This window comes from Bradyrhizobium sp. AUGA SZCCT0431 (assembly GCF_018131065.1).
Classification (GTDB): domain Bacteria; phylum Pseudomonadota; class Alphaproteobacteria; order Rhizobiales; family Xanthobacteraceae; genus Bradyrhizobium.
Genome location: NZ_JAFCLR010000031.1, coordinates 12,218 through 30,663, shown reverse-complemented (window position 1 = coordinate 30,663; position 18,446 = coordinate 12,218). Strand labels below are relative to the sequence as shown.

Below are 18,446 nucleotides of genomic sequence, written 5' to 3'. Positions count from 1 at the left end.
CGCGGAATCGTCCTAGAAGGGCAGCTTCGCAATTCCTTTCACTCACCAGCGTGTCAGTAATTCAATCGTCATGGCTACCGTATCTCCGAACAAACCCTATCGCGTCGGCCGCTCCCGCACCGGGCTTGGCCTCTTCGCCACCAAACCGATCAAGAAGGGCGCCAAGATCGTCCGTTATTTTGGGCCGCTGCTGGATTCGAAGAAGAAAAAAGACGACGCGATCGAGAACAAATATCTGTTCGAGCTGACCAACCGCTGGACCATCGACGGTTCGGTGCGCGCCAACGTCGCCCGCTACATCAACCATGCCTGCAAGCCGAACGCGGAATCCGACGTCAAGCCGCGCAAGCGCAAGGTCATCATCCGCGCCATCAAGAACATCGAGCCGGGCGACGAGATCAATTACGATTACGGCACCGACTATTTCAAAGCCTATCTGAAGCCGATCGGCTGCAAATGCGCCGCGTGCGAAAAGAAGCGCAAGAAGAAGCGCGCCGAGGCGAGGGCGGAGAAGCTTCGGCTCAAGGCCAAGGCGGAGCGGAAGGCTTTGAAGGAAGCCGAGAAGCAAAAGGCGAAGGCCGCCCGGGCGCGCAAGGCCAAAGCAAAGGCCAGGGAAAAAGACAAGCTGAAGCTGGTCGCCAAGAATGGCACCAGGACCAATGGGGCCAAGACGAACGGCGCCAGGCGCAACGGCAAATCCTTGAACGGCAAGTCGCTGAACGGACACGCCCGCAAGACCCCGACCGCACGGTCCGGTATTCTGGCAAAGCCGCAGCAGGCCAGGGAAAGCCGCGCCTCGGCGTAAAGCCTTGCCGTCGGGTTTTTCGTCATTGCGAGGAGCGAAGCGACGAAGCAATCCATTCTTTCTTTGCGCGGCGCTATGGATTGCTTCGCTTCGCTCGCAATGACGGCCTAGACTAGACTTTTGTCGTGGTCGTCAGTCCGGCTTCCGCGCCGACTGCGGCAACGTCGAATCCCCAAAATCTACCGCCGAGCGCTGAACGATCGTGCCCGTCGCATCATCGACCACGACGCGAAAGCGCCGATGCTCGGAGAAGAACGTCAGCCGATGCCGCCCCTGATCCGCATCGACGCCACGCTCGGAAACGCTGGTAATCGTGCCCGCGCGCATGCCTTCCTTGAGCCGCGGCAGCGCGATGCCGAGACCTTCGGCGACGATCGACGCATCGATCTCCACTTCGCCATCGGCAAACTCGATCGGCTTCATGCTGCACCTCGCGCCGGGCTCGCTTTGGTTCGCGCGGGATAGGCGCATTCCGCCAGCGTCGTGCCGTCGAGTTCGCGCATGAAGGCTTCGCGTGCGGCGGCGAGTTTTCCCTTCAGGCGGCAGCGCGGCAGCAGGGAGCAACAACCGCCATCCTCACGAAAACACTCGACCAACGCTTCGCCTTCCAGCGCGCGCACGACTTCGCCGAGCGTAATCGATTGCGGCGACCGCGCCAGGCTGAACCCGCCGCCGACGCCGCGTTGGGTCGAAACGAAGCCGCCATCGGCGAGATCCCGCACCACCTTGGCCAGGTGATTGCGCGAGATGCCGAACTCGGCCGCGATCTCGCTCGTGGCGAACGAGCGCGCCGGCTCGCCCGCCAGCCGCATCAGGGCGCGCAGGGCAAAATCGGTGAACGATGTCAGGCGCACGGGAGGCCCTCAGAAATGTGACTTGGCAGACCAACTATAGCGAACTAAATAGGTATTTGAAATACCTATTTAAGGAGAGCTGTTGTGACAGGGGCAGAACGGCGTGAGGCGATCACCGCCGAGATCATGGAAAGAACCGGCATCACGGAAGTCATGATCGAACGGCTGGTGCGCGGCTTCTACGCAAAAGTCCGCAGCGATCCGATGCTGGCGCCGGTATTCGAGGCGCGCATTACGGATTGGGAACCGCATCTGCAGCAGATGTGCGCGTTCTGGTCATCGGTGGCGCTGATGTCGGGCCGCTATCACGGCACGCCCATGGTCAAGCATATGCCGCTGCCGGTCGACGCCGGTCATTTCGACCGCTGGCTCGAACTGTTCGAGGCTGCGGCGAGCGAAATCTGTCCGCCGGTGGCCGCGGCCTATTTCGTCGAACGGGCGCAGCGGATCGCGGCAAGCCTCGAACTCGGCATCGCCGGCGGGCAGGGCGTCATGCTCGCACCCGGCGAGCGATTTCGGTGCAACGAAACAGGAGCCGTTCAATGACCAACCAGACGCGTGCGATACAAGGCAAGGACCAGGCCGATCCGTATTCCGGCAGCAGCCTCGTACCGATGCTCGTCATCGGGCTTGTGCTGACGCTCGGCGGAATGTTCGCGGCATTGGCGTTGAGCTAGGCGTCGGCGCAGCGACGTCAGGTTCGGCTAGCGGGCCCTTTTCTTTGAGCTGTTCAGCGCCGCCGCGGCGCGGATCAGCGTCTTGAAGGCGTCCGCATTGATTTCAACACCTTCATGGATATCGATCGCGCGCCTGGTGTTGCCCTCGAGGCTGGAGTTGAACAGCTTTGACGGGTCCTTGAGCGAAGCGCCCTTGGCGAACGTCAGCTTGACGGCGCTCTTGTAGGTCTCGCCGGTGCAGATGATCCCGTCGTGTGACCAGACCGGAACGCCGCGCCACTTCAACTCCTCAACCACATCAGGCACGGCCTGTTTGATCAGCGCGCGGACACCGGCGAGCGTCTTGCCTCTCCAGTCACCCAGTTCCTTGATCTTGATGTCGATCAGCCGGGAAGGGGATTCTTCCTTGGTGGTCTCTTTGGTCGGTGCGCTCTTCTTCACCGTTGCGCTCTTCTTCATATTGTTTTCACCTCATGCGGCTGCGTATTCAGTTTGCGAAGATATCAAGGCGCGAGATAGCCGGGCAACGCGGCGGCCTGTTTCAGCCATTTGGCCAACTGCGCCTCGTCGAGTTCGTCGTCTTCATGAATATCGAGGTAGCGGACATCCTTGTGCTTGCTGGCGCCGGGCGGCAGCGGTCGCAGTGACCCGCCGCTGAAGAACGTCAGCTTGACGTAGCGCGTGTAGACGTGGAGCGCGAGGAACCAGCCCTGGCCCTCGATCCCGTAGAAGGGCGAGTTCCACTTCACGGCCTTGCGCACATTGGGCATGCTCCGGACGATGAACGTATCGAGCCGCTTGCCGAGGTCGCGCTTCCAGCCCGGCATCGCGGCGATGTACGCCTGCACCGGGGCGTCGCCGTCCGCCTTCGCGATTTGCGGATTGCCGCCTGACAGTAGCTTGGGCTTCGTGGCGACCCGCTTGGCGGCGGTTTTCTTTGCGATCTTCTTTGCGACCTTCTTCCCCGGCTTCTTCGACGTCTTACCCGCCTTCATGTCCGCTCCTTGCGTCATCCGCTACGCCACTTGGTGGCATAGGGCAGCGCGAACAAGTACAAACCGCTGAACAGAAGCAGGAAGAGCGGCAGCAGCGCCAGGAAGCCGAGCCAGTCGGCGTGCGTCCCCCGTGCCACGGCGATGAAGTTGACGATGACGGTCACCGTAAAGGCAATGGACAGCCAGCGGTGGATCTGTCGAATCCAGATGTTCCAGTTCAATGGAATCTCCTCTTGTTACGTGCCTTGAATGTTCCTCAAGCAGCAGCCTGCTGCAGGCTTCACTCCGCCCGCGCCAGGATCTGCTCCAGCTTGGCAAAGAACTCCTGCCACCCCGCCTTGGCGCCGCCATAGGCCTGCGGCTGATCCGGCCGGAAGCCCGACTGCTCCATGCGCAGCAGGGTTCCGGTGCGCGTCGGAGTGAGCGTCCAGGCGACGACGCTGCTCAGATTGTAGGCCGCTTGTTCGTGCTTGAAATTCCAGGTGTAGGTCAGCTTTTTATTCGGCTCGACGGCGAGAACCTCGCAGTCCAGCACGCCGCCCCACTCGCCGCGCAGATTGAAGTTGTGACCCACAACAGGCTTGAAGTCGTTCTTCATCAGCCACTCCTCGATCAAATGCGGTTGCGTCAACGCGCGCCAGATCTTTTCCGGCGGGTGCGGTATCTCGCGTTCGACAACGACGGAGCGCGTTTCGGTCGCAGTGTTCATTGGTCCATCCTTTTGAGTAGGTCCTCAAGATCGTCGAACCGGTGTTGCCAGAAGCCGGCCATCTGGCTGGTCCAGTCGATCAGCGGGGACAGCGCGCCGAGCTGCGCGCTGTAATGGGTCTGTCGTCCTTCATGGCGGTCGCGCACCAGCCCGGCCTGCTTCAGGACGCCGAGATGCTTCGAGACCGCTGGCTGCGAGACGCCGGCGCGCGCCGTCAGGGCCCCGACCGTCTGCTCGCCGTCGCGGCACAGCCGCTCGAAGATCGCCCGCCGCGTTGGATCGGCGAGTGTTCTGAACAGCACGTCATGAACATCAGGCATGTGGGATCGATAACCCGTTGGCTATGGGTCAACGTATAACCATCGGGATATATGTTAGTCAAGCGGGAATGAGGAGCGGCCGAGCGATTGCGACAGGGCAAAGTTCCGGGGCCAACGCAAACCAAGCCGTTGAAGGCAGGTTGGCGTACCTTGGACAAGACGTGGGTCGGCCCAGAATTACCATATCTCGTTGGTTATGCATCCAGCGGGAGGGCGCGCAGGCGCCAGCGGCCCACGCGAATGCGCGCCCGATGACAAGAGCCTGTCATCGGGCGCGCTCTCAATTCACATCGAGCTCAGGCCGTCACCGCGCCGCCGCTCTTGCGCAGTCCGATATATTGCAACTCGGCAAACACGCCGGTCGCAATCGCCTGCGCGACGACGAAGAGGATGCCGAGCAGGTTCGGGCTGACCGCGCCCGAAAACAGCAGGGCGATACTGCCCAGCGTCCACGCGGCGTTGCCCACGATCACCAGCAGCACCAGCGCTTTCAGCACCGATTGCCGCGTGCCGAGCCAGCCGACCAGTGCGGTATAGGCGATGAGAAACAGCCCGCTCTCGCGCAGCAGGGCTTCCGGCAGATTGAGGAACGGCGCGAGCACGCCGGCGCCAAGCGTAAGGGCCACCGCCGCTACGCCGCTGAAGACGGCGTCGGCAAGCAGAGCGCGGCTCAGGAATGAGGACGGGTTGATCATAGTTCTCTCCTTTGGTTTTACGGGGTGGGTGGTTGGGGGTTAGCGGAACCAGGACCGGAACTGACGCCAGCGCCGCATCGGGGTCAGCGTCTCGCCGATCCGGTTCTCGATCGTCTGCACCTGTGCGACCACGAAGACGCCGGTGTCGTGCACCAGGGGTTCCGGCATGTTGAGGGAACGGGCCAGCACCCAGACCGCCAGCTTGTGCAGGGCGCGAACAATGAGCAGAAACAGAGGAAGCATCAGCATGGGTCATCTCCTGTGGTTGACAAGGTGACCCGGTCCGCGACCCAATTCGATTACGTCGGAGGTAATGGAAGCTGAGAAATTCGCATGGTAGGTTTTCCACCATGAACGCACATGCTTCCACGGCGCGAGCCGAACGTCCCCAGCCCGTCCGTATCGGCGATCACCTGCGCGAATGGCGGCAGCGCCGCCATCTCAGCCAGCTTGATCTGGCCGGTGATGCCGAGATTTCGGCGCGTCATTTGAGTTTCGTCGAAACCGGCCGCGCCGCGCCGTCACGCGAGATGGTGCTCAAGCTGGCCGAACGCCTGGAGGTGCCCTTGCGCGAACGCAACGTGTTGCTGGTGGCGGCCGGCTTTGCGCCCGCCTTTCCGCAGCGCTCGCTGGACGATCCCGCGCTGAAAGCGGCGCGGACGGCGATCGACCTCGTCCTGAAGGCGCACGAGCCCAATCCGGCGCTGGCCTATGACGGGCACTGGAATCTGGTGACCGCGAACCGCATGGTGGCGCCGCTGCTCGAGGGCATTCCGGCGCGGTTGCTGGGCCAGCCCTTCAATATCCTGCGGCTGGCCTTCCATCCCGAAGCGCTGGCGCCGCGCACGGTCAATCTCGCCGAATGGAGCAGTCATCTGCTGGAACGGCTGCACCGCCAATGCGAGGCGACCGCCGATCCCGAACTGCTAAAACTCTACGCGGAGTTGAAGGCCTATCCGATGCCGGCGCGCTCCGGCCCGCTCTCGCCGGACAATGTCGCGGTCCCGTTCAAGCTGCGGCTCAATGGCGAGGTGCTGAGTTTCATCTCGACCACGATGATTTTCGGCACGCCGGTCGACGTGACGCTGTCGGAACTGGCGCTGGAGACGTTTTTCCCCGCCGACGATCTGACCGCACGGCGGATGCGGGAGATCGCGGCGAGCTTGACGTGACCCGGCGCTAACCTCGTCATTCCCCGATGCGCAATCGCGCATCGGGGAATGACGAGGTGAGGCGCGACATTGCGGGGCGTTTACAGCGCCGTCCGCCCTTCGCATAATCGGCGGATGGACTCCCGCCAACATGCACCGTTACCCGCCAATCCCGTCGGCGATCTCCTGCGCGGCTGGCGCAACCGCCGCGCCATGAGCCAGGCCGATCTGGCGTTCGAGGCCGGCATCTCGATCAAGCATCTCAGCTACGTCGAAACCGGCAAGGCGGTGGCGAGCCGCGAGATCCTGCTGCAACTTGCATCCGCGCTCGGCCTGTCGCTGCGCGACCGCAATGCGCTGCTGGAGTCCGGCGGCTTTGCGCGGCAATATGGCGAGCGCGATCTTGCGGCGCCCGAAGTCGCCGACGCCAAGCGCGCCATCGACCTGCTGTTGCGCCGGCACGAACCGTTTCCCGCCATCGTCACCGACCGGCGCTGGAACGTGCTGCAGGCCAACGGTGCGGCGACGCGGCTGATGACGATGCTGCTCGGGGCAGAGCGCATGGCGCGTCCGCTCAATCACATGCGGATGTTTCTCTCACCCGACGAGTTGCGGCCCTATGTCGAAAACTGGCCGAAGGTCGCGTCCGCGCTGCTGGTCCGCGCCCGCCACGAGGCGATGGCCGCGCCGCTCGATCTCGCGCTGCAATCGACCTGGCGCGAACTATTGAAATTGCCCGACCTGCCGCTCGCGCAGTTCGACGAGCATGAAACTCCAGGCCCGCTATGCGAGGTGCGGCTGCGCAAGGGCGATGTGAGCATCGGCCTGATCGGCGCGGTGCTGACATTGGGCACACCGCAGGACGTCACGCTGCAGGAACTGCGCGTTGAAATGTTCATGCCGGCGGATGCGGATTCGGAAGCAACGCTCACCGCGTTGGCGAACTAGGGTCAGAACTCAATTAATCTTTCCGCTGCGGCGGTCCCCCTCCCTCGCGCCGCTTCGGGTGGGAGGATAACCAAACACGCTAGCCCTGCCTTTCAGGGGGAGATTTCTACGCGACACCGCTCTGAAAACGCGGCACGAGCACGGCAACACCGGCAGCACGTGTCGGTCCGAACGAATCAATCCGGCTTGTCCGGATGTTGATTGCTAACGAGAGTTACACCCTTGGCCTTGAGCCAATCGTCGGCCTTCGACGCACGCAACGTGTGAATGCCGTCGACCCAGGAGACCTTGCTCTCGATGTCGAACTGCTGAGTCGGCGGCATCGCTTCAGGATCATCGAAACTGTTGATCGCGACGCTGATGTGCCCGGCGCTGACGAACGAGTACGTCAGCGGCGTACCGCAATCGCGGCAGAAGCCGCGCTCGACCATGTTGGAGCTCTTGAAGATCGACAACGTGCCGCGCGTCCAGCGCAAGCTCTCTCGCTCACCGCCGGTCAAGCCCATGAAGGGCTGGCCGGACGCCTTCTGGCACATCCGGCAATAACAGACGCTTGAATGCGTCGGTTTCTCCAGCCACTCGTAACGCAGCGCTCCACACTGGCAGCCGCCGGTCAGTCGATTGCTTGATCCGGTCATCGTCAGACCTCGCAGGAACTAGTTCGCCTTCTCGATCAGGCTTTCCAGCAGGCGTTTCAAATCCGCCGTGGCCTTGTTGCCGTAATTCTCGGCGATGAAGGCCTCCTGGCTCAGCGCCAGCGAGTTCAGGCGCTGGGTCAGCGCCTTGCCGCGGTCGGAGGAGAACATCAAAACCTTGCGCCGGTCGTCGGCATCCTGGACGCGGTAGACGAGGGCATCCGACACCATCCGGTCGACCATCTTGGTCAGCGTCGGATGATTGAGCAGCACCGCTTCGGCAAGTTCACCCATCGAGTGGCCCTTGCCGTCTGACAACACCTTCAGGATGCGCCATTGCTCGACCGGCACGCCTTCCTTGCGGAAGCGCGCGTCGAGCTGGCGATTGATCTCCCGGTTGGCCTGCGCAAGCAGGTAGGCGAGATGCTCGGTGATGGGTTTACTGGGCGTTTTGGCCAAGGCTTTGAACTTCGTAATGGAGTTTTGGATGAATATTTAGCGCTCTTGCTTGATCTCTATGCACGGGAATCGTTGAATATTCAATATTTTCCACTAGGATATTTTTGTTGCCGATCACCTTGCCGATGGTAGTCTGATGGCGCCGGACTAAAAGAAGCTGAAAGGAGAGCGAATTGCTCTCGCTGTCGCAATTACAAAAGTTCGGCGGGCCGCCGATGCCGCCGGAATTGCTGTTGAAGGGGTTTCCGGGGATGGGGACGGGCACCTCGGAGCCGGCGCTTGGCCCGTTCCGGGCGCCCCGCGACCGCAAGAAGTTGCGGATTGCAAATTTTGTCGGGCTGTCCGGCCCGTCGGGAATCTGGGGCCCGGCCTCCATCAACAGTACGCTGCTGGGCATTTCCGAGATCAACCGCCGTGGCGGCATTCTCGGCCGCGAGATTGAAGTCGCGTTCCACGACACCGGCGGCGATATCGACGACGTGACGCGCACCGCTTCCGACATTGTCGCGGCCGAAGACGCCGATCTCATCATGGGCTCGCATATCAGCGCGGTCAGGGTGGCGCTGCGCAAGGTCGTCGCCGGACAGATTCCCTACCTGTACACGCCGGTCTATGAGGGCGGCGAGCGAACGCCCGGCGTGATGGCCATCGGCGAGACGCCGGGGGCGCAATGGCGCCCGTCCATCGAGTGGCTCGCCAACACCAGGCAGGCGGCGAACTGGTACCTGATCGGCAGCGACTATGTCTGGCCATGGCTGTCCCACAAGGCGATCAAGAAATACATCGCGGACGCCGGCGGGCGTGTCGTCGGTGAAGAGTTCGTGCCGATCGGCGAGCACAATCACAGCAACCAGCTCGCGCGGATCCGGGCCGCGAAGCCCGACGTGGTTCTGATCACGTTGATCGGCGCCGACAGCGTCGTCTTCAACCGTACCTTTGGCGAGCAGGGGCTCGGCACCCGAATGCTCCGTCTGGCCGGCGCGATGGACGAGACGGTGCTGCTTGGGATCGGCGCCGACAATACCGAAAACCTGTTCTGCGCATCCGGCTATTTCATCGACAAGGCCTCGCGCGAGAACGACGCTTTCCGCTGCCAATACGAAGCCTCGTTCGGTCGCCACGCGCCGCCGATCGGCTCGATCGCACAGTCGAACTACGAAGGCTTGCGGTTTCTGGAGACGGTCGCAGCGCGCGCAGGATCGATGGCGAGGAAGCCGCTGCTCTCGGCGGCTGCGAATGTGGACTATCAGGGCGCGCGAGGCACCGTCGGCATTCGCCGCGGCAGCGCCAGGATGCCGATCTATCTTGCAGCCGCCAACGGGTTGGACTTCCGGCTGATCAAACAGTTCTGACCGCGAACGCGTAACGCTTCGCAAAAGGAGGTGTTGCAAAATAATACTTGAAAAGGAAAACATTTCCGTTTCTAGTGATGGGATTGGGGTTGGGGCCCTTCGCAATTTCCTTCGCGAGCCGTCAGAGAAACAGGAGAATCCATCGTGACAGTAGCGCTTCCTACTCCCGATCAGCTGCGCGCGGTTGCCGACCAATGCGGTCTGGCCTTGACCGATGAGGACGTCGCTTCCTTCCGCGGATTGATGCAGGGCTCGGTCGATGCCTACAACGCCGTGGGCGCAATGGCCGACGAAGTCCCGATCGTGAAGTACCCGCGGACCCCTGGCTATCGCCCGTCGCCGGAAGAAAATACGCGCAACGCCTGGTACCGCAAATCGACCGTCAAGGGCGCCGCCAGCGGCAAGCTGAAGGGCAAGGTCGTGGCGCTCAAGGACAACATCATGCTGGCCGGTGTGCCCATGATGAACGGCTCCGCGACGCTCGAAGGCTATGTGCCGGATTTCGACGCCACCATCGTCACGCGCATGCTCGATGCCGGCGCGGAGATTGCCGGCAAGGTGCATTGCGAATCGTTCTGCATCTCCGGCGGCAGTCATACCAATTCGACCGGCCCGGTGCACAACCCGCACAAGATGGGCTATTCCGCCGGCGGATCGTCCTCCGGCAGCGCGGTCGTCGTCGCGCTCGGCGAAGTCGATATGGCGATCGGCGGCGACCAGGGCGGATCGATCCGGATGCCGTCGTCCTTCAGCGGCACCTACGGCATGAAGCCGACCTGGGGCCTCGTGCCCTATACCGGCATCATGCCGATCGAGATCTTCGTCGATCACACCGGACCGATGACCGCCAACGTCGCCGACAATGCCTTGCTGCTCGAAGTGATTGCCGGTGACGACGGCTACGACCCCCGGATCAAGTCGCCCGAGGTGAAGGACTACACGAAGGCGCTGGGCGCCGGCATCAAGGGCATGAAGATCGCGGTCATCAAGGAAGGTTTCGAGCAGGCCGGCGCCGAAGCCGACGTCAACAAAAGCGTGCGGGAAGCCGCGAAGCGTTTCGCCAGCCTCGGCGCGTTGGTCGAAGATGTTTCGATCCCGATGCACCTGGTGGCGCCGGCGGTCTGGACGCCGATCGGCGCGGAAGGTATCGCCCAGACCATGATGTTCGGCGACGGCTATGGTCTCAGCCGCTCGGATCTGTACTCGACGTCGCTGATGGATTTTCATCGCGGCTGGCGCGGGCAGGCGGACTCGCTGTCGGAAACGACGAAACTGTTCCTGATGCTCGGCGTCTACATCAACAATAATTTCGGGCCGCGCTACTACGGCAAGTCCGTCAACATCTCGCGGCGCGTGACCGCGGCCTACAACAAAGTGCTGGCGAATTACGATTTGCTGTTGATGCCGACCACGCCGATGAAGGCGACGCCGCTGCCAGCACCCGGCGCCTCCCGGGAGGAGGTGTGCCAGCGCGCCTTCGAGATGATCACCAACACCGCGCCTTTCGACATCACGCACCACCCGGCGATGTCGATACCTTGCGGCATGGTCGACGGCCTTCCGGTCGGGCTGATGCTGGTCGGCCGGCATTTCGATGAAATGACCATCTATCGCGCGGCGCACGCCTTCGAGCAGGCGGGAGACTGGAAGAAAATGTAAGCAGCCGAACGCCGCAACGCTGCTGGTGATGGCATATGGATAATCTGTTCGTCGCACTGTTCGAGATCCTGAGTTTCGGCGCGATCGTCGTTCTGGTCGTGCTGGGGCTCGGGATCATCGCCAGCATGATGGGCATCTTCAACTTCGCGCAGGGCGAGTTCGTCCTGCTCGGCGCCTACGTCACCTATATCGTGCACAGCGCGGGCGCGCCGGTCTGGGTCGGCATGGCCGCCGCACCGTTTGCCGTCGGTGCACTGGGATTTGTGCTGGAGCGGAGCATCGTCCGGCGATTTTACGCCGCACCGATCGTGGCGATGCTGGGCACCTACGCGCTCGGGCTCATTATCCGCGAAATCGTCCGCGGCCTGATCGGCGGGCTCTATCTGTCGGTCCCGGAGCCGCTCGGCGGTTCGGTCAATATCGGGACCATGCACTTTTCGAGTTGGCGACTGGTCATCATCCTGATCACGGCGCTGGTGATGATCGGCAGCTATCTGCTGCTGGCGCGCACCGCCTTCGGCTTGCGCATCCGGGCGTCGCTGGAAAACCCCGCGCTGGCCCGCGCTTCCGGCATTTCAACCAACGCGATCTATGGCGCCACTTTTGCGTTCGGCGCCGCGCTCGCAGGGCTCGCGGGGGCGCTGATCGTGCCGGTGTTCTCGCTGTTTGCCGATCTCGGCCTGCGCTTCCTGATCCAGGGGTTCGTCGCCGTCATGGTCGGCGGGGTCGGCTCGTTCGCGGGACCCGTCGCGGGCGCCGGCGTGATCGGCACGCTGGCCGCAGCCCTGCCCTGGATCATCCCGCCGGTGATCGCCGACGTCCTCGTGTTCGTTCTCGCCATCATCTTCATCAAGTTTCGGCCGCAAGGCCTGATTTCAGGAAAAGGGGTCTAGTCCATGTCCAGCGATCGCAGCCATCTCAACCGCCGGCGGTTTCTCTCCAACTTCGCCTTTGCCAGCACCGCCATTGCCACCGGTGTCGGCAGTTGGGTCGTTCGTCCCGATTGGGCGAACGCCGCGGCCGCCCCGATCAAGGTTGGTATCGCGACCGACTTGACCGGCCCGATCGGTTACGCCGGCAACGCGGATGCGAACGTCGCCAAAATGGTGGTCAAGGAAATCAACGATTCCGGCGGCTTGCTCGGGCGGCCGCTGGAATTGTTCATCGAGGACACCGCGTCGAATGAATCGGTCGCGGTCGGCAACGTCCGAAAACTGATCCAGCGCGACAAGGTCGATCTGGTGCTGGGCGGCATCACCAGCTCGATGCGCAACGCGATCAAGGACGTCATCGTCGCGCGCGGCAAGACGCTCTACATCTATCCGCAGCTCTATGAGGGCAAGGAATGCACGCCCTATCTGTTCTGCACCGGCCCGACGCCGGCCCAGCAGTGCGACGAATTCATCCCCTGGCTGATCAAGAACGGCGGCAAGCGGTTCGCGCTGCCGAGCGCCAACTATGTCTGGCCGCACACCCTGAACGTCTATGCCCGCAAGGTGATCGAGGCCAATGGCGGTGAGGTGGTCTTCGAAGAGTACTACCCGCTCGACCAGATCGACTTCAGCGCCACGGTGAACCGGGTCATCTCCAACAAAGTCGACGTGGTGTTCAACACCGTGATTCCGCCGGGGGTCGGGCCGTTCTTCAAGCAGCTCTACGAGGCGGGGTTCCTCAAGAACGGCGGCCGGCTGAGTTGCGTCTATTACGACGAGAACACGCTCAACATCAACCAGGCGGCGGAGATCGAGGGCCTTGCGAGCTGCCTCGACTATTTCAAGGCGCTCACGCCGGAAGATCCGTTCAGCGCCAAGCTTCATGCGACCTACGAAAAGCAGTTTCCCGGCACCTTCCTGTTCGCCGCGGGCAGTGCCGCGACCGGGACCTATCGCGGCCTCAAACTGTGGGAGGCGGCGGTCAAGGAGGCCGGCAAGATCGATCGCGACGGGGTCGCGGCGGCACTGGATCATGCCAAGATCGCCGAAGGTCCCGGCGGACCGGCCGAAATGGTTCCCGGCAAGCGGCATTGCAAGATGAAGATGTACACGGCGGTTGCCAAGGGCGGCAATTATGAGATCGTCGCGCGCAGCGCCGGCCTCGTCGATCCCAAGGAATGCTAAATGCTGAAGGTAACACTGAGCATCGCGCGGCGGCAGCAGGCCGCCGCCAAGTCAGGAGCAGGTTTGCTGGCCAATTGATGACAGAAACGACCCCGACGACGTCGCTGCCGCTTCCCCTTCGAGTCGGCCGCCAGCGCCGATGGCAAGTGCTGCCGATCATTGAAATCGTGGTGCTGGCGATCGCCGTGCTGCTGCCATTCGTCCTCAAGGACTATCTGACGATCTATGCCACGCGGGTTCTGATCCTGTGCCTGTTTGCGCTCTCGTTCGATCTGGTGTGGGGATATGCCGGCATCATGAGTTTCGGGCAGGCCGTGTTCTTCGGCACGGCAGGTTATGGCGTGGCGCTGATCGCGCGCGATCTCGGCGTGACGTCGATCCTGCTGGTGCTGCCGGCCGGGCTTTTGATCGGTTTTGCCTTTGCGCTGCTGCTCGGCGGGTTTCTGCTGCTCGGACGTCATCCATCCAGCGTGATCTTTGTTTCATTGGGCACCCTGACCGGCTCCTACGCGGCCGACCGCGTGGCGCGGGGCTGGTATTATCTCGGCGGCCAGAACGGCATTCCCTCGATCCCGCCGATGTCGCTCGGCAGCTACGACATCACGGAGGGGCCGGTCTATTATTACATGACGCTCGGTATTCTCCTGGCGGTCTATTTGCTGTGCCGTTTTCTGGTGCGATCGCAATTCGGTCTGGCGCTGGCGGGTCTGCGCGAGAACGAACAGCGGATCGCCTTCTTCGGCTATCAGGTGCAGCGCCTCAAGGCGATCATCTTTTCCTTTGCCGGCGCCGTCGCGGGCCTCGCGGGCAGTCTTTATGCGTTTCACGAAGGTTTCGTCTGGCCCAACATGCTGGGCGTGGTGATCTCGACGCAGGTGGTTCTTTACGTTTTGTTCGGCGGCTCCGGCACGCTGATAGGCGCCGTGATCGGCACGGTCGCGATTGAGGCGGTCAGTTTCTGGCTGTCGAACTCCTATCAGGACATCTGGCCGATCATCCTCGGCGTATTGCTGCTGCTGGTCATCCTGTTTCGCCCGGCCGGCCTGATCAGCCTGATCCTGAGCGAGCGCGAGCGTGTCGGCAATTTCGGCCGGCTGCCGGAGGAGGGCGATCGTGGCTCTTCTTGAAGCGCGCGGCCTGATCAAGATTTTTGGCAAGCTGACGGCGCTGAACGGCGCTGATCTCACCGTTGCCGAAAGCGAATTCCACGGCCTGATCGGACCTAACGGTTCGGGCAAGAGCACGCTGATGAAATGCGTCGCCGGGGCGGAGATTCCGACATCGGGCACGGTGACGTTCGGCGGCCGTGATATCTCGCAGGCCTCGCCGGCGGAGCGGGCGCGCGCCGGCATGAGTCTGAAATTCCAGATCACCAGCGTGCTGCCGGCGTTGACGCTGTACGACAACATCCTGCTGGCGCTGCAGGCGCAGTGCTCGCTGCCCAGCCTGGTGTTTTCGCGCAGCCGCGGCGTGCTGCACGATCGCGCCATGGCCATGCTCGAGCAGTTCCGCCTGGTCGACCGCGCGGCGGAACCGGCGTCCGCGCTGTCGCACGGCCAGCAGCAATGGCTTGAAATCGCGATGGCGCTGGCGCCCGAGCCAAAACTTCTACTGCTGGACGAACCGACCGGCGGCATGAGCCTCGAAGAACGCCGGGTAACCGGCGAGCTCCTGCAGCCGATCAAGAGAAAATGCTCCCTCGTTATCGTCGAGCACGACCTCGATTTCATCAGGGACATCTGCGACCGGCTGACCGTGCTCGATCAGGGCAGCGTGCTCGATTGCGGATCGGTTGCGCATATCCAGTCGAGCGCCCGGGTTCAGGAGGTCTATCTCCGCCGTGCCTGATCAGGACAGATATCTCGACATCCAGAGCGTCAACGCCGGCTATGGCAGGAGCCAGGTGCTGTTCGGCGTCAGCATGGCCGTGCCGTGGCGCGGCGGCGTCGCCATTCTCGGCCGCAACGGCGCCGGCAAGACCACGCTGATGAAGGCGATCGTCGGCGAACTGCCGTTGCTCGGCGGCGCCGTCAGCCTCGATGGCCGCAGTGTCGGCGCGCTGCCGACCGAGCAGCGCATTCGCCTCGGCGTCGGCTACGTCCCGCAGGAGCATTCCGTATTCGGCAGGCTTTCGGTGCGCGACAATCTCGCCGTCGGCGCATTGACCAACCGCGACGGCCAGGCCGTCAACCGCGTGCTGGAGATATTTCCAAAGCTCGGCCAGCGGATGGATCAGGTTGCCGGTACATTGTCCGGTGGCGAACGCAAGATGCTCGCGATCGGCCGCGCGCTGTTGTCGAACCCGCGGGTGTTGTTGTTGGACGAGCCGACCGAAGGCGTCTGGATCGGTGTGATCGAGGAAATCACCGAGCGCCTGATCCTGCTCGCCAAAGATATCGCGATCGTCATCGTCGAGCAGCATCTCGATCTCGCGCTGCGGGTCGCGGACCGCGCCTTCGTGCTCGACCGCGGCAGGGTCGCGCTATCAGGATCGGCGCAGGAGGTCCGCGACGATCCGAGGTTGCTGCAGTATCTCGCGCCTTGAAATACCAAACGTCGTCATGCCCGGCCTTGTGCCGGGCATCCACGTCTTGCTTCTTTGAGACAAAGACGTGGATGGCCGGGACGAGCCCGGCCATGACGGAAGACAAATCACGACGCCTGAGCCTGCGCGGCGCGGCGCTCGAAGGTCATCGCCTGCAGCACTTCGGCGAACGCGCCCTTGCGGTCGCTGAGCGTCGCCATGGTCAGCCCCGCGCCATTGGCGCCGGCGCGGGTGCGCGAGCGGATCAGGATCCATTCGCCCTCGGGCGGGCGGAAGAAATACAGGCTGATCTCGGGGTTGATAAAAGTCCATTCGCGCATGTCGACGATCTGGCCGACGCCTGAGGCAAAGTCCGCGGCCTGCACCGCCTGCAGCAGCGGCGTGTTGGTCTCGCCTTCAACCATTGGCACGTCGAGCCGCATCCATGCCGCCGCGGGTCCGGGCTTTTCCAGCGCGCCTTCAATCAGCCGCACCGAGACGTTCTGGAAATAGCGGCTCCATTTCTGCGCAAAGGCCGGCGGCGGCGTGCCTTGCTCCGGCGGCGCATCGCTGGCCGAATTTTTGGAGAAAGGATCGGCCGGCGACTCGCTGCCCTGCGCCGTCAAGAGCGCCGTACAGCGGCCGATTTCAGTCTCGCCGTCCGTCAGCCGCACTTGGATGGTCTTGGCCTTGCGGCCGTCGCGCAGCATCTCGGTCTCCAGGCCGAAGGCCCGCAATCCCGCCGGCCGCCACAAATCGAAGGTGAGGCGGCGCACCGCAAATCCGGATGCATTGGCCAGCCGCTCGACCTCGCGGGTCATCAGCGCGGTGGTCGCGCTGCCCTGCAGCATATCGGGCGACCAGGGGCCGCCGGCATGCTCGGTGGCGCGAAAGAGAGGGCCTTCCGGCTTGAAAATGGCGGTCATATCGGGCTCCGCGGTTGAATCGTTGCCCGATTTCTACGAAGACCCGTCCGCGGCCACAATAACCGCGGAGGTTATGTAATGGCGGCATGCGGCCCGGGGTCTTGTCCCGGGCCTCAATCGGCTTACTTTCCGGCCATCATTTGAAGCCCGAGGACGCGCCCATGAGCACCATAAAGCCGCTGAAGATCGACATCGTCTCCGACGTGGTCTGCCCGTGGTGCTATATCGGCAAGCGCCGGATCGAGAACGCACTGGCGCTGGTGCCGGATGTGCCGGTCGAGGTGCGCTGGCGGCCGTTCTTCCTCAATAACTGGGTGCCGCGCGAGGGCATCAGCCGCGACGAGTATCTCACCGCCAAGTTCGGCTCGGTCGAAGCCTACAAGAGCATTGCCGGCCGCGTCGTCACGGCCGCGGGCGAGGAGGGCCTGACCTACCGGCCTGAGCTCGTAAAGCGCCAGCCCAACACCACCGATTGCCATCGCCTGATCCACTGGGCGGAAGCGCAAGGCAAATCCGGCGAGATGAAACAGCGGCTGATGGAATTGTATTTTCGCGACGGCGGCGATCTCACCGATATCGACGTGCTGGTGCAGGCCGCCGCCGATATCGGCCTCGATGCCGACGACGTGCGCAAGCGCCTCGCGACCGACGAGGATGTCGCGCTGATCTCGGGCCAGGCGCAGGAAGCGTCCGAGAAGGGCATCTCCGGCGTGCCGACCTTCGTGCTGGCGCAGAAATACGCGATCTCGGGCGCGCAACCCGCCGATCAACTCGCCCGCGCCATCCGCCAGGTATCGGGAGAGATCAACGCGCAGGCGGCGGAATAGCTGAGTTCGTCATGCCCGGGCTTGTCCCGGGCATCCACGTCCTTACACTCGCGCGACAAGAAATTCGTGGATGGCCGGGACAAGCCCGGCCATGACGATCGATAAGGCAAAGTTTGGGGAAAACGCCATGATCTACGAACTGCGAACCTACACCGTAAAGCCCGGCACGCTCGGCGACATGGTGAAAGCGGCGAGCACGGTGTCGGCGGACATCCGCAAGAACGATTACGGAAAGCTCGAAGGCTACTGGATGACCGAGATCGGGCCGCTCAACCAGGTCCTGCATATGTGGAGCTACAACAGTTTCGAGGAGCGCGGACGCCTTCGCGCCGAGCTCGCCAAGAACCCGCGCTGGACGGCCGAGTACATTCCGCTGATCCGTCCGCTCCTGGTCCGTCAGGACGTCCGCCTGATGAACGCGGTGAAGCCGCCGGTGGCCCCGGCATCCTCAGGCAATATCTACGAACTGCGCAACTACCGCGGCAAGCCGGCCGGCGGCCTCAAGCAATGGCTCGATGCATTCACGGCGGTGCTGCCGGCGCGTGAAAAATATTCAAAGATCGTGGGTTTGTGGACGACCGAAGCGGGGCAGCCCAACGAGGCCTGCCACATTTGGGCCTATCCTGATCTCAACGCGCGTGCGGAAGCGCGTGGCAATGCCTTGAAGGATCCGGCCTGGCAGGAATTCCTCGGCAAGGGCCCGGGCTTCCTCGAGGAGATGCACTCGACCATCATGCTGCCGGCGCCGCACTCGCCGCTGAAGTGAGGGTGTTCACGTAGCCCGGATGGAGCG

Annotated in this window: 26 protein-coding genes; 14 read left to right on the top strand and 12 right to left on the bottom strand. The window is 63.0% G+C overall.

Annotated elements, in window-relative coordinates; all coding sequences use genetic code 11:
• Nucleotides 1-70 precede the first annotated feature (70 nt).
• Nucleotides 71-805: an SET domain-containing protein gene (locus JQ567_RS26335; RefSeq protein WP_212441514.1), complete on the top strand. Its 735-nt coding sequence runs from the start codon at nt 71-73 to the stop codon at nt 803-805.
• A 132-nt stretch (nt 806-937) separates the two neighbouring features.
• Here JQ567_RS26335 and JQ567_RS26330 read toward each other — a convergent pair whose 3' ends face one another.
• Together JQ567_RS26330 and JQ567_RS26325 are read right to left on the bottom strand one after the other, a co-directional pair.
• Nucleotides 938-1,228 carry a DUF6522 family protein gene (locus JQ567_RS26330; protein ID WP_212441513.1) on the bottom strand — a complete coding sequence of 97 codons (291 nt, stop codon included), beginning with the start codon at nt 1,226-1,228 and terminating at the stop codon, nt 938-940.
• Nucleotides 1,225-1,659, bottom strand: coding sequence for an Rrf2 family transcriptional regulator (locus JQ567_RS26325; RefSeq protein WP_212441512.1), 435 nt, complete (start codon nt 1,657-1,659; stop codon nt 1,225-1,227). The genes JQ567_RS26330 and JQ567_RS26325 overlap by 4 nt, the downstream gene beginning before the upstream one ends.
• An 84-nt stretch (nt 1,660-1,743) precedes the next feature.
• On the opposite strand from JQ567_RS26325, the gene JQ567_RS26320 reads away from it, so the two are divergent.
• A complete protein-coding gene (locus JQ567_RS26320; RefSeq protein WP_312017467.1) occupies nt 1,744-2,205 on the top strand; it encodes a group III truncated hemoglobin in 462 nt (153 codons plus the stop codon).
• Nucleotides 2,202-2,336: a hypothetical protein gene (locus JQ567_RS38690; protein WP_283816573.1), complete on the top strand. Its 135-nt coding sequence runs from the start codon at nt 2,202-2,204 to the stop codon at nt 2,334-2,336. The genes JQ567_RS26320 and JQ567_RS38690 overlap by 4 nt, the downstream gene beginning before the upstream one ends.
• 27 nt (nt 2,337-2,363) lie before the next feature.
• On the opposite strand, the gene JQ567_RS26315 is transcribed toward JQ567_RS38690, so the two are convergent.
• From JQ567_RS26315 to JQ567_RS26285, 7 genes are all read right to left on the bottom strand, one after another.
• On the bottom strand, nt 2,364-2,795 hold the full coding sequence (locus JQ567_RS26315) for a DUF1801 domain-containing protein (RefSeq protein WP_212441511.1): 432 nt from the start codon (nt 2,793-2,795) through the stop codon (nt 2,364-2,366).
• Between the two features lie 44 nt (nt 2,796-2,839).
• On the bottom strand, nt 2,840-3,331 hold the full coding sequence (locus JQ567_RS26310; protein ID WP_212441510.1) for a DUF1801 domain-containing protein: 492 nt from the start codon (nt 3,329-3,331) through the stop codon (nt 2,840-2,842).
• A 14-nt stretch (nt 3,332-3,345) separates the two neighbouring features.
• On the bottom strand, nt 3,346-3,552 hold the full coding sequence (locus tag JQ567_RS26305) for a hypothetical protein (protein ID WP_212441509.1): 207 nt from the start codon (nt 3,550-3,552) through the stop codon (nt 3,346-3,348).
• Between the two features lie 59 nt (nt 3,553-3,611).
• Nucleotides 3,612-4,040, bottom strand: a complete 429-nt coding sequence (locus tag JQ567_RS26300) for an SRPBCC domain-containing protein (RefSeq protein ID WP_212441508.1) — start codon at nt 4,038-4,040, stop codon at nt 3,612-3,614.
• Nucleotides 4,037-4,360, bottom strand: coding sequence for a helix-turn-helix transcriptional regulator (locus JQ567_RS26295; RefSeq protein ID WP_212441507.1), 324 nt, complete (start codon nt 4,358-4,360; stop codon nt 4,037-4,039). The genes JQ567_RS26300 and JQ567_RS26295 overlap by 4 nt, the downstream gene beginning before the upstream one ends.
• A gap of 296 nt (nt 4,361-4,656) precedes the next feature.
• On the bottom strand, nt 4,657-5,055 hold the full coding sequence (locus JQ567_RS26290; RefSeq protein ID WP_211997169.1) for a hypothetical protein: 399 nt from the start codon (nt 5,053-5,055) through the stop codon (nt 4,657-4,659).
• Between the two features lie 39 nt (nt 5,056-5,094).
• Nucleotides 5,095-5,304 carry a hypothetical protein gene (locus tag JQ567_RS26285; protein ID WP_249165726.1) on the bottom strand — a complete coding sequence of 70 codons (210 nt, stop codon included), beginning with the start codon at nt 5,302-5,304 and terminating at the stop codon, nt 5,095-5,097.
• Between the two features lie 101 nt (nt 5,305-5,405).
• Between JQ567_RS26285 and JQ567_RS26280 the strand changes: the two genes are divergently transcribed.
• Nucleotides 5,406-6,227 carry a helix-turn-helix domain-containing protein gene (locus tag JQ567_RS26280; RefSeq protein ID WP_212441506.1) on the top strand — a complete coding sequence of 274 codons (822 nt, stop codon included), beginning with the start codon at nt 5,406-5,408 and terminating at the stop codon, nt 6,225-6,227.
• 114 nt (nt 6,228-6,341) lie between these two features.
• A complete protein-coding gene (locus tag JQ567_RS26275) occupies nt 6,342-7,154 on the top strand; it encodes a helix-turn-helix domain-containing protein (RefSeq protein WP_212441505.1) in 813 nt (270 codons plus the stop codon).
• 176 nt (nt 7,155-7,330) lie between these two features.
• Here JQ567_RS26275 and JQ567_RS26270 read toward each other — a convergent pair whose 3' ends face one another.
• Complete coding sequence (locus JQ567_RS26270) at nt 7,331-7,792, bottom strand: GFA family protein (protein ID WP_212441504.1); 462 nt, start codon at nt 7,790-7,792, stop codon at nt 7,331-7,333.
• An 18-nt stretch (nt 7,793-7,810) separates the two neighbouring features.
• Nucleotides 7,811-8,248, bottom strand: coding sequence for a MarR family winged helix-turn-helix transcriptional regulator (locus tag JQ567_RS26265; RefSeq protein ID WP_212413667.1), 438 nt, complete (start codon nt 8,246-8,248; stop codon nt 7,811-7,813).
• Nucleotides 8,249-8,463: 215 nt separating this feature from the next.
• Here JQ567_RS26265 and JQ567_RS26260 point away from each other — a divergent pair, with 215 nt between their 5' ends.
• From JQ567_RS26260 to JQ567_RS26230, 7 genes are all read left to right on the top strand, one after another.
• Complete coding sequence (locus tag JQ567_RS26260) at nt 8,464-9,600, top strand: substrate-binding domain-containing protein (protein ID WP_212441562.1); 1,137 nt, start codon at nt 8,464-8,466, stop codon at nt 9,598-9,600.
• A 144-nt stretch (nt 9,601-9,744) separates the two neighbouring features.
• Nucleotides 9,745-11,259, top strand: a complete 1,515-nt coding sequence (locus tag JQ567_RS26255) for an amidase (protein WP_212441503.1) — start codon at nt 9,745-9,747, stop codon at nt 11,257-11,259.
• 35 nt (nt 11,260-11,294) lie between these two features.
• The gene (locus tag JQ567_RS26250; RefSeq protein ID WP_212035049.1) at nt 11,295-12,152 is read left to right on the top strand and encodes a branched-chain amino acid ABC transporter permease; all 858 of its coding nucleotides are present in this window, start codon (nt 11,295-11,297) and stop codon (nt 12,150-12,152) included.
• Between the two features lie 3 nt (nt 12,153-12,155).
• Nucleotides 12,156-13,376: a substrate-binding protein gene (locus tag JQ567_RS26245; protein ID WP_212441502.1), complete on the top strand. Its 1,221-nt coding sequence runs from the start codon at nt 12,156-12,158 to the stop codon at nt 13,374-13,376.
• A gap of 77 nt (nt 13,377-13,453) precedes the next feature.
• Nucleotides 13,454-14,503, top strand: a complete 1,050-nt coding sequence (locus JQ567_RS26240) for a branched-chain amino acid ABC transporter permease (RefSeq protein ID WP_212441501.1) — start codon at nt 13,454-13,456, stop codon at nt 14,501-14,503.
• Nucleotides 14,490-15,224, top strand: a complete 735-nt coding sequence (locus JQ567_RS26235) for an ABC transporter ATP-binding protein (protein WP_212441500.1) — start codon at nt 14,490-14,492, stop codon at nt 15,222-15,224. Before JQ567_RS26240 ends, JQ567_RS26235 begins: the two co-directional genes overlap by 14 nt.
• On the top strand, nt 15,217-15,921 hold the full coding sequence (locus JQ567_RS26230) for an ABC transporter ATP-binding protein (RefSeq protein ID WP_212441499.1): 705 nt from the start codon (nt 15,217-15,219) through the stop codon (nt 15,919-15,921). The genes JQ567_RS26235 and JQ567_RS26230 overlap by 8 nt, the downstream gene beginning before the upstream one ends.
• 107 nt (nt 15,922-16,028) lie before the next feature.
• Here the strand turns inward: JQ567_RS26230 and JQ567_RS26225 are convergent, their stop codons facing one another.
• Entirely contained in the window at nt 16,029-16,826 is a 798-nt protein-coding gene (locus JQ567_RS26225; RefSeq protein WP_212441498.1) for a thioesterase family protein, read from the bottom strand.
• Nucleotides 16,827-16,987: 161 nt separating this feature from the next.
• Between JQ567_RS26225 and JQ567_RS26220 the strand changes: the two genes are divergently transcribed.
• Both JQ567_RS26220 and JQ567_RS26215 read left to right on the top strand, forming a co-directional pair.
• Nucleotides 16,988-17,653, top strand: a complete 666-nt coding sequence (locus JQ567_RS26220; protein WP_212441497.1) for a DsbA family protein — start codon at nt 16,988-16,990, stop codon at nt 17,651-17,653.
• A gap of 127 nt (nt 17,654-17,780) precedes the next feature.
• Complete coding sequence (locus JQ567_RS26215; RefSeq protein WP_249165724.1) at nt 17,781-18,419, top strand: NIPSNAP family protein; 639 nt, start codon at nt 17,781-17,783, stop codon at nt 18,417-18,419.
• Nucleotides 18,420-18,446: the final 27 nt, after the last annotated feature.